The organism is Marinobacter sp., from assembly GCF_041690455.1.
In the GTDB taxonomy this organism is placed as follows: domain Bacteria; phylum Pseudomonadota; class Gammaproteobacteria; order Pseudomonadales; family Oleiphilaceae; genus Marinobacter.
The window spans coordinates 1-10050 of the sequence record NZ_JAWLHI010000098.1; the positions used below are offsets into that span (position 1 = coordinate 1).

Below are 10050 nucleotides of genomic sequence, written 5' to 3' on the forward strand. Positions count from 1 at the left end.
GGAACGGGCTGGCCTTTGCCCACCTCCAGGGCATGGAGAATCGCCCGGTTGACGTAATTCTGGGCCTGGGAAATGGCGGCCCGGGCCGACAGCCCGGATGCCCGTCCGGCCGCAATGGCCGCGGCCAGGGTACAGCCGGTGCCGTGGTATTCACCACCCACGCGCTCGATCTCCCACCGCATGGGTTCCGGATTGTGGTTGTACAGGGTATTGATGATATGAAGGCCGGTACCGTGGCCGCCGGTGGCCAGCACCGATTCACAGCCCCGATCCATCAGCTGCTTCGCTGCCTGCTCCGGCTCCTCGCTGCCACCGAGCATGGCCAGTTCAATGCCGTTTGGTGTGATCATCTCGGCCAGCGGAAACAGGCGTTCCTTCATGGCGGTGATGAGCGCTTCGTCCGCCAGGTCACCACCGCCAGCGGCTTTGATTACCGGGTCGGTAATCACCGGAATTCCGGGCCGGGACTTGATGAACTCCACCAGGACATCGACAACCTCGGCGTTCCCCAGAGCCCCGGTCTTGATGGCATGGATGGGGGCATCCGCTGCAATGCACTCCAGTTGTCTGCGAATCAGTGAGCTGTCCACAGGCTGGGCGTCATAGACGTTACACGTATCCTGTACCGTCAGGCAGGTCAGTACCGGCAGGGGGTGACAGCCCAGGGAGGTGATGGCCTGGATATCGGCCTGGATCCCGGCGCCACCGGAGGGGTCGAGCCCGGACAGGACAAGAACCTGGGGACGGGTGTAGCGTTTGATGGCTCTGCTCCTTAAAACGGTTTGACAACAGCGAGTATCACCACCGCAAGCAAGACGAACACGGGCAGTTCATTGAACCAGCGATAGAACACATGGCTTCGGTGGTTCATGTCATCCCGGAACACCTTGACCAGATGGCCGCAATAAAAGTGGTAGATGATCAACAGGGCAACCAGCACCAGTTTGGCGTGAAGCCAGCCCTGGCTGAAATACCCGGAGACATTGTAACTGATCAGCCAGATGCCAAGGGCCACCGTGGCGATCATGGAAGGGGTGGTAATACCCCGATACAGCTTGCGTTCCATGATCTTGAAGCGGTCACGGCCCGGCTGATCCTTGCAGGCAGCATGGTAGACAAACAACCGCGGCAGGTAGAAAAGGCCGGCGAACCAGCACACCATGGCAATTATGTGGAACGCTTTTACCCACAGCATCCGTTAACTCCGTCGGTATTGGTAGTAGCTTTCGATGTCTGACTTCAATACCACGCCGTACACCCTTTGGATCATGGGCGCGACGTGCCGCTGCACGTAAAGGGCCTCGGCATTGGTGGTATCGAACTCGTTCAGAGCTTCCTCGAGGGTTGCCTGGTATTGTACCGGTGCAACGTCCCGACGGTTAGCGGGGATGTCCATAAGATCGATGGATTCCGGCATCTCGATCTCCTCTTCGGCCGCGGTTTCCTCGGTATCCTCCAGGTATCGGGCAAGGTCTACCGCCGGAAGCAGGGCCGTCGGGCCACTGCTGCCCTCTACAATCAGCCACTTGGGCTCGGACTTGAGGATCTTTCGGGCTTCCTCGATGGTGAGGTGCCGTTCCGTACGCAGGATATTGCGGTCCATGATGGCGCCTACCGACACCCGGCGCAGCGCCTGGATGACGGGCGAGTTCTGGTAACTCAGGCCCTGGCTCTTGAGGATGGTCAGGAACAGTGATTTTTTGCCGAAGGCCTCACTGGTCACCAGGCTGGCCGTGGTAATGATCAGCATGGCGGGCAGGATGATGTTCGGGTTGCGGGTCAGCTCCATCACTGCCATAAGTGCGGCCAGCGGGGCCTGCAGCACGGCTCCCATCATCGCCCCCATGCCAAGCATGGCATAGAAGCCAACGGAGGAGGCAGTGTCCGGTGCGATCTGTGCCCCCACTAGCCCCATGGCGCCGCCCAGGGTCGCCCCCATGAACAGGGTCGGGCCGATGACGCCGCTGGGCATGCCGAGCCCGATGGTGAGCGAGGTTATCAATAGCTTGGCTGCGCCTGCCGATAACAGGAGCCAGAATCCCAGATTACCATTGATGGTTGCGTTGACCGTGTCATAACCGATGCCCATGGTCTCGGGAATGAACACCGCGAAGGGCACCATCAGGGCGCCGGCAATACCAATGCGCAGAAGCACCGGTTGATGGTGGTGGCGGCCCATGGCATCCACCAGCTGGATGAACAGCGCCGCAGCAATACCGATGATTACCGCAATGGCGAGGATCCAGGGAATCTCTGTCAGGGAGTTCATGGTCAGCGCCGGTACGCTGAAGGCGGGTTCCGATCCATAGACCGCCTGGGTCACGATGGCCGCACTCACCGCCGCCAGGATGATTGGAGTGAAGCCGGCGATGGTATATTCCATCATCACCACTTCCATGGCGAAGAGCACGCCGGAGATAGGAGTGTTGAACGAGGCGGAGATGGCGGCGGCACAACCGCAGGCCACGAGGGTCCGGATGCTGTTGTTGGGCAGGCGCATCCACTGCCCCATCAGGCTGGAGAACGCCGCGCCCAGGTGCACGGCCGGCCCCTCCCGACCCGCTGACTGGCCGGTTACTACCGTGCTGACGCCGGAGACAAACTGGACAATGGCGCTGCGCAGCGAAATGTAACCCTGGTGGTAATTCAGGCGCTCCATCACGTGGACAATACCGACCTTGCGGTCGTGTATGGCCAGTCGGTGCAGCATCAGTCCCAGAGCGAGGGCGCCGGCGAGCGGTAAGAGCCCCCGAGTCAGGACGTCCAGTTGCTCAAAGGATTCGGATCCGGTGCCAGGCAGGAAGTACTCAAGAGGCCACTCGATGGCGAGCCGGAATAGCAGGATCACGCCCCCGGTGATCAGGCCGGATAACAGTCCCAGTACCGCCAGTTGCGGAAGCGCGTCGACACCCGAAAGCCTGCGGCGGAATACAGGGATCAGGTTTTCGGTGATCTGGTGCCAGATGTTCCGCATGATCGCAGGGATTCCGGTTCAGGTATGACAATGCGTTAACGGGTTTGTGACAACATTGTAGCGGTCGGCCTCCACGCTGCAATAAGTCGTTGGTTTATCATGGTAGACTACACCATCAAACTTCCAATTCCTGATTCGACGTCGCTGGAGAAAATGGTGATTAAAGTAGGCATCGTTGGTGGCACCGGCTATACCGGTGTGGAGCTGCTGAGAATCCTGGCGGTTCACCCGGAAGTAACTGTCAGCTGCATAACTTCCCGCTCCGAGGCCGGCATGCCGGTAGCGGATATGTACCCCAACCTGCGCGGGCACTTCGATCTCGAGTTTTCCGAGCCCGATGCCAACGTGCTCAAGGCTTGTGACCTGGTGTTCTTTGCCACGCCCCACGGTGTGGCCATGCGTATGGTGCCTGAACTGATGGACGCCGGTGTGCGTGTCGTTGACCTGTCTGCGGATTTCCGGCTCAAGGATCTGGATGTCTGGGCCCAGTGGTACGGCATGCGCCATGAAACCCCGGAGTGGGTGGAGAGGGCTGTCTACGGTCTGCCGGAAGTGGTCCGGGAAGAAATTCGGGGTGCCCAGCTGGTCGCCAATCCGGGCTGTTATCCGACCGCAGTCCAGCTGGGCTTCCTGCCGCTGCTGGAGCAGGGGCTGGTTGACCCTGCGCGTCTGATTGCCGATGCCAAGTCCGGAGCCAGTGGCGCAGGGCGCCAGGGCAAGATCGGCATGTTGCATGGCGAGATTGGCGAGAGTTTCAAGGCCTATGGAGCCTCGGGCCACCGTCATCTACCGGAGATCCGCCAGGGCCTGACCGGAGCCGCCGGCAGCCAGGTGGGTGTGACCTTTGTGCCGCACCTGATTCCGATGATTCGTGGCATCGAGGCGACGCTGTATGCCGAGCTGAAAGATCCCGCCGGCTTCGGCCGTCTTCAGGCCCTGTACGAGGAACGTTACCGGGACGAGCCGTTTGTTGATGTGATGCCCTTTGGCAGCCACCCGGAAACCCGCAGTGTCCGTGGCGCCAACCAGTGCCGGATGGCCCTGCATCGCCAGGAAGATAGCAATATTGTTATCGTCTCTTCGGTGATCGATAACCTGGTCAAGGGTGCGGCCGGTCAGGCAGTCCAGAACATGAACATCATGTTCGGTTTCCGGGAAACCATGGGGCTCGAAGCTCCAGCGTTACTGCCTTAAGGACGATCAGTGAGCGAACCACGCAAGCCGGCGGAAGAGTATGTTGTCATCCGCCATCGCCCCGGATACCGCATTCGCCGTACCGCCATCCTGTTGGCGTTTACCGTAGTCGCCGCGCTTGCCGGCTATGCGGCCGGGCTTGCCCAGGGTGGTTTCCGGTTCTCGGATGTCTCCGCTTCCAACGAAGTGCTGGAGGAGGAACTCAATGATCTCCGAAGCACCTACAAAGAGGCGCGCCAGCAACTGGTCAACCTGGAGAGGGGAAAAGCGATTGATGCCCAGGCCCTCAAACAGGCGCGGACAACCATCGTCGAGCTGGAAACCCGCATCGCATCACTGAAGTCCGATCTGACTTTCTATAAAAATATCATGGCGCCGTCCGAGACCAGCAAGGGGCTCCAGGTCGACAGCCTGACCCTGGCCCCGGACTACCAGCCCGGTGCCTGGGATTTCAAGCTGGTCCTGACCCAGGTTGGTAATAACAAGAACTACATTTCCGGCGTGGTGGCAGTCAATGTCATCGGCATGCGCGACGAAGAGAAAGAAGTCATTGCCCTGCGTGATCTGTCTCAGGATATTGAAGATCTCGGCGTAAAGTTCCGTTTCCGCTTCTTCCAGAATGTGGAAGGAACCCTGGCGCTGCCGGACGATTTCGAGCCGGTTGAAGTCCAGGTGGTGGCACAGGCCGAGGGTCGCAAATCCTCGCAGGCAGAACGAACCTTTGACTGGGATGATTTAACGGAGAATTGAAATGCTCGGTAAGAAAAAGCAGCAAAAACCACGTCGGCCGGCAGGCCATTTTGACACTCTGGTTTCCTCACGGACCACGGTAGAGGGAGATGTGAAATTCTCCGGTGGGTTGCATGTGGATGGCCGTATCAAGGGTAAAGTTGTGGCCGAAGAGGGCAGTGACGCAGTCCTGCGTATTTCGGAGGTTGGCGAGGTCACCGGTGATATCGTCGCTCCCCATGTCATCATCAATGGTACGGTCAACGGTGACGTCTACGCCTCTGACCACCTTGAGCTGGCGGAAAAGGCAGCCATTAACGGCAATGTCTATTACAACCTGATCGAGATGGCCATGGGCGCCACGGTCAATGGTAACCTGGTTCACCAGCGTGAGCCGGTGGGCCTGTTGACCAAGGATCGTTCGGATCACTCTGCTGCCGCGGTTCGGTCCGATGACGCGGTTGAAGAAGCGCTGGAAGATGGTGGAAAGTCCGAATAGTTGATTGTTTTAGTCAGGAATACCATAATCGCTACTTTGTAAACGATGTTTCCGGAGGCGAGCTTGAGTGTAGTTCAGCAACAGATGGCTTCCCCACTGTTTTTCAGTGACAGTGCCGTTGCCAAGGTGCGTGAGTTGATTGAGGAAGAGGACAACCCCGACCTCAAGCTGCGCGTCTTTGTAACCGGTGGCGGCTGTTCCGGATTCCAGTACGGCTTTTCCTTCGACGAGAATCAGGACGAGGACGACACTGTCATCGAACGTGACGGGGTTGTTCTGCTGGTGGATCCGATGAGCTACCAGTATCTGATTGGCGCGACCATCGAGTACCAGGAAGGTTTGCAGGGCTCCCAGTTTGTAGTGCAGAACCCGAACGCCACCTCCACTTGCGGCTGCGGCAGCTCCTTTTCGATCTGATTCAGGCCGGGTAAATGGCTCCCAGAACCCGGGGGCCATTTGCACCGGTTACTTCCGGAAGATTCCCCGGCTTTCCTTCCATAGCCTGCTTTGCCAGCCAAGCGAATGCCACCGGTTCCACCCACTGGGGATCAAGCCCCAGTTCCGACGTCTCCGCCAGGCGTGCGGGTGCCAGTGTTCGGGCCAGCGTACGCATTAGTTCCGGATTACGGGTACCGCCGCCGCAGGCATAGACCGTATCCACGCCGGTTTCCGGCATCTGGTCCGCAATGGTCAACGCGGTGAGCTCCAGCAGGGTTCTCTGGATGTCCTCCGGCTTGAGCTCCGGATGGCGAGCAATCATGGTCTTCACCCAGCCGAGGTTGAACTTCTCCTTGCCGGTGCTCTTGGGCGGTGTGCGCTTGAAGTACGCATCGGAAAGCATGTCATCCAGCATTGCCTGGTCCACGTTCCCCTCCAGGGCCCAGTGTCCGTCCGCATCGTAGGGACGACCGGTCTGGTCCAGGCACCAGGCGTCCATCAGGGCGTTGGCAGGGCCGGTGTCGAATCCGGTAACCGCACCTGCGCCTTGGGCAGGAATCCAGGTGATGTTGGCAATGCCCCCCAGGTTCAGGATGCACCGGTTCTCTGAGTCCGATCCGAAAAAGGCCTTGTGGAACGCTGGCACCAAAGGCGCGCCCTGGCCCCCGGCGGCCATATCCCGGCTGCGGAAATCACCAACGGTAGTGATGCCGGTGACCTCGGCAATGATAGCCGGGTTGCCGATCTGGAAGGAGAAGGGGGCTGAACCGGAAGGTTGGTGGCGGATGGTCTGGCCGTGGCTGCCAATGGCCCCGATGCTGTCCGGTGCCAGGCCGGAATCTGCAATCGCTTTGGAGGCAGCCTGGCTGAACAGCTGGCCGGTCAGGGTGTTGAGTTCCCCGATTTCATCCGGGCTGGCCTGGTTCTGGCTGGCATGGGTCAGTCGCTGGCGGAGCTCGTCCGGATAACTGAGGCTGTGGGTTGCGTGAATCTGGACGGTACGGTCCCGGAAGGACACCAGCACGGCGTCTATGCCATCCATGCTGGTGCCGGACATCAGCCCGAGCCAGGCTTGCATGGTCTCAGTCTTCCCGAGCCATAGCCAGTTGCTGGTAGTTTTCGCGGAACACGTCGAACTGGGCTACCCGCTGCTCGGTGACCTGTTTGAACCGGGCCAGCTCGGATGCGGGAACCGGCTTGGCATCCGGGAGATCCACCGTACGGGAGTTACGCGGCGACCCATTGAGACGGAACTCATAGTGCAGGTGTGGACCTGTGACCATGCCGGAAGCGCCAAGATAGCCAATGGTCTGCCCCTGTTTGACCCTGACACCTTTTTTCATGCCCTTCGCCAGGCCTCTCATATGGGCGTAGAGGGTGGTAATGTTATTGCCGTGTTGCAGTATGATCGTGCGGCCATAGCCGCCTTTCCAGCCCGCAAAGCGAACGGTGCCGTTCCCTGCCGCTTTGATCGGTGTGCCCGGAGGTGCGGCGTAGTCGGTACCTTCATGGGGGCGCACCACATCCAGTACCGGATGCCGGCGCTGCAAGTTGAATGACGAGGATACCCGCGCGTTGATCGGGGTGCGCAGAAACGCCTTGCGCATGCTCTTGCCTTCGGGCGTGTAGTAGTCGCTGTCACCATTGCTGTCGGTATACAGCAGCGCCAGATTCTCCTCACCCCGGTTTACGAAGCGTGCCGAGAGGATGCGGCCGGTATCGAATTTCTCTCCGTCGACGTAGAGTTCCTCGTAAACTACTTCGAACCGATCGCCCTTGCGAACGTCATACACGAAATCGATATCCCAGCCGAAGATGCCGGCCAGTTCCATGGTCAGGCGGTCATTCATGCCGGCCTCACGAGCGGCCAGGTACAGGGAACCGTCAATCACGCCGGAAGCAAAAGCCGGACGAGCCTCGGGTTCCCGCATGTCGGTTTTGCCGCTGAAGCCTTCTTCATTACGGGTGATCTTGAGGGTCTCAAGCAAGTTACGCTGAAGTTCGATACCCGCCAGTGCGCCTTCCTCATCGGTGGCAAAGCGGATGGTTTCACCCGCGTAAAGACGCTGCAGCTTGTCGGCTTCGCCTTCACCATGAATGACGGAAAGCATGATACCGTCATTGAAGCCTGCTTTCTTGAACAGCGAGGAGAGTGTGTCGCCGGATTTGATCTTGAAGGTCTGCCAGTCCAGCTGTGGTTCCACCGGTGCCGCGGCAACGGTTTCTTCCATTGTTTTTGACGCGGACTCTTCCGACAGTTTTGGCTTTGCCGGCGCAGAGGAAATTGGCTGATCCTGGTTGGCTGTGCCAGCCTGCTTGCCGTCCGCCTCGGATACAGTGCCCTGCTCAAGGTCCAGTGCATAGGACATGCGCTTGGCTTCAACATTGCTGCTCGGGCTCATCAGCACGGCAGCTGTCACCACAACGGTTGTAGCAGCGGCGAGGGTAATATGGGTCTTGGGAAACTTTTTTAGCACGTATCGCACCCGTTTTAATCGGTATTCCGGCAGGTTGAACTACCTAATTAAAGCTGTTGTTCAAGTATAGACCAACAGATTACCGTATAAAATGCATGCGGGACAGCGTGGAACATTACGGTTACTGCTCCATCCTCCGGATTTCTAGCGACGTCACTGCTATAATACGCCGCCCTGTTCACTCAGGGCTGTGTAATATTTGAGCGTTTACTTTAACAAGTGCACGGCAAAATCGCAGATTTCTTTTGTTGAAGTCTGTAACGGTCTGAATCTTTCACCACATTAACGGGGACGTGTAGTTCATGGCATCTATAGATGAAGCGTTGGCCGTCATCAAGCGCGGCGTTGACGAACTGATTCCGGAAGAGGAGCTCGTTGAGAAGCTGAAGCAAGGTCGGCCCCTGCGTATAAAGGCGGGTTTCGATCCCACGGCACCGGACCTTCATCTCGGCCACACTGTCCTTATTAACAAGTTGCGACAGTTCCAGGATCTTGGGCATGAGATCATTTTCCTGATCGGCGACTTCACCGGAATGATTGGCGACCCCACCGGGAAGAGTGCTACGCGGCCGCCCCTGACCGAGGAGCAGGTTCGCGAGAATGCTGTTTCCTATAAAGAGCAGGTATTCAAGATTCTGGATCGCGAGAAAACCCATGTGGTTTTCAATTCGGACTGGATGAGCAAGATGACCGCTGCCGACATGATCAAGCTGGCGGGCCAGTATACGGTCGCGCGAATGTTGGAGCGTGATGATTTCACCAAGCGTTACCGCGCCGAGCAGGCCATTGCCATTCATGAATTCCTGTATCCGCTGGTTCAGGGCTACGACTCCGTTGCGCTGAAAGCCGACGTCGAGCTCGGCGGTACCGATCAGAAATTCAATCTTCTGATGGGGCGGATCCTGCAGAAGCATTACGGCCAGGAGCCGCAGGTGATTCTGACCATGCCGATTCTGGAGGGACTCGATGGTGTCCAGAAGATGTCCAAGTCTCTGGGGAATTACGTCGGTGTGAATGATGCTCCTGGCGAAATGTACACCAAGCTGCTTTCCATGCCGGACGAACTGTTGTGGCGTTACTTTGAGTTGCTGAGCTTCCGGCCTCTGGCTGAAGTGGAGAAATTCCGCAAGGCTGTAGAAGGTGGCGCCAATCCGCAGGACTACAAGAAGTTGCTGGCGGAAGAGATCATCACCCGCTTCCATGGCGAGGAAGCCGCGAAGACTGCCCACAAGTCTGCCGGTAATCGGGTCGAGCTTGGTGAGATTCCCGAGAATGTGCCGGAGGTGAAGGTGTCTCTCGAGGGGAAGAGTGAAATGCCGATGGCTGCTGTTCTTCGCCTGGCCGGCCTGGTAAAGAATGGCGCTGCCGCCAGGGATGTCCTCGGACGGGGAGCTGTCTATGTGGATGGCAAGCAGTTCGAGGGTGATCGCATGTTTGTAGAGGGTGATGACTGCGTCATCCAGGCCGGTAAGAAGAAAATTGCCAGGGTTTTGATTACTGCGTAATCGATCTGGTTGCGCTGCAACCAGGGGAGCGGCGAATTTGGATTTTTTTCAGATTCGTCGTTGACAGTTTCCCTGAGGGCTGTAGAATGCGCACCACTTCTGAGGGACAAGCCACTGACGCAGCGGCGGCCGGAGGGAGTAACTGCTTGAAAGCTTTGAAGAAAATGGTTTCAAGATTTCTTCAGAAAGCGGTTGACAAGGTGGCGGTTCAGTGTAGAATGCGCGCCTCGTTTG

At 58.3% G+C, this 10050-nt stretch carries 10 protein-coding genes; 5 read left to right on the forward strand and 5 right to left on the reverse strand.

The annotated features are described in order from the left end of the window. From ACESMW_RS17340 to ACESMW_RS17350, 3 genes are all read right to left on the reverse strand, one after another. Positions 1-728, reverse strand: a 728-nt coding sequence (locus ACESMW_RS17340) for a hydroxymethylpyrimidine/phosphomethylpyrimidine kinase (RefSeq protein ID WP_372988244.1), incomplete at its 3' end; no start/stop codon positions are given. A gap of 44 nt (positions 729-772) precedes the next feature. Next, a complete protein-coding gene (gene hemJ / locus ACESMW_RS17345; RefSeq protein ID WP_372988237.1) occupies positions 773-1195 on the reverse strand; it encodes a protoporphyrinogen oxidase HemJ in 423 nt (140 codons plus the stop codon). Between the two features lie 3 nt (positions 1196-1198). Beyond that, on the reverse strand, positions 1199-2974 hold the full coding sequence (locus tag ACESMW_RS17350; protein ID WP_372988238.1) for a chloride channel protein: 1776 nt from the start codon (positions 2972-2974) through the stop codon (positions 1199-1201). 156 nt (positions 2975-3130) lie between these two features. On the opposite strand from ACESMW_RS17350, the gene argC reads away from it, so the two are divergent. The 4 genes from argC (at position 3131) to erpA (ending at position 5813) form a co-directional block, all read left to right on the forward strand. After that, a complete protein-coding gene (argC, locus tag ACESMW_RS17355; RefSeq protein WP_372988245.1) occupies positions 3131-4168 on the forward strand; it encodes an N-acetyl-gamma-glutamyl-phosphate reductase in 1038 nt (345 codons plus the stop codon). Positions 4169-4177: 9 nt separating this feature from the next. After that, a complete protein-coding gene (locus tag ACESMW_RS17360; protein ID WP_372988239.1) occupies positions 4178-4918 on the forward strand; it encodes a DUF6776 family protein in 741 nt (246 codons plus the stop codon). Between the two features lies 1 nt (position 4919). Continuing rightward, positions 4920-5396: a polymer-forming cytoskeletal protein gene (locus ACESMW_RS17365; protein WP_372988240.1), complete on the forward strand. Its 477-nt coding sequence runs from the start codon at positions 4920-4922 to the stop codon at positions 5394-5396. Between the two features lie 84 nt (positions 5397-5480). Then, positions 5481-5813 (forward strand): iron-sulfur cluster insertion protein ErpA, encoded by a 333-nt coding sequence (gene erpA / locus ACESMW_RS17370; protein WP_372988246.1) that lies wholly within the window; start codon positions 5481-5483, stop codon positions 5811-5813. Between the two features lies 1 nt (position 5814). On the opposite strand, the gene ACESMW_RS17375 is transcribed toward erpA, so the two are convergent. Next, positions 5815-6912, reverse strand: a complete 1098-nt coding sequence (locus ACESMW_RS17375; RefSeq protein WP_372988241.1) for an anhydro-N-acetylmuramic acid kinase — start codon at positions 6910-6912, stop codon at positions 5815-5817. Positions 6913-6916: 4 nt separating this feature from the next. Beyond that, entirely contained in the window at positions 6917-8311 is a 1395-nt protein-coding gene (locus ACESMW_RS17380) for an OapA family protein (RefSeq protein ID WP_372988242.1), read from the reverse strand. A gap of 302 nt (positions 8312-8613) precedes the next feature. Between ACESMW_RS17380 and tyrS the strand changes: the two genes are divergently transcribed. Then, complete coding sequence (tyrS, locus tag ACESMW_RS17385) at positions 8614-9816, forward strand: tyrosine--tRNA ligase (RefSeq protein ID WP_372988243.1); 1203 nt, start codon at positions 8614-8616, stop codon at positions 9814-9816. Positions 9817-10050: the final 234 nt, after the last annotated feature.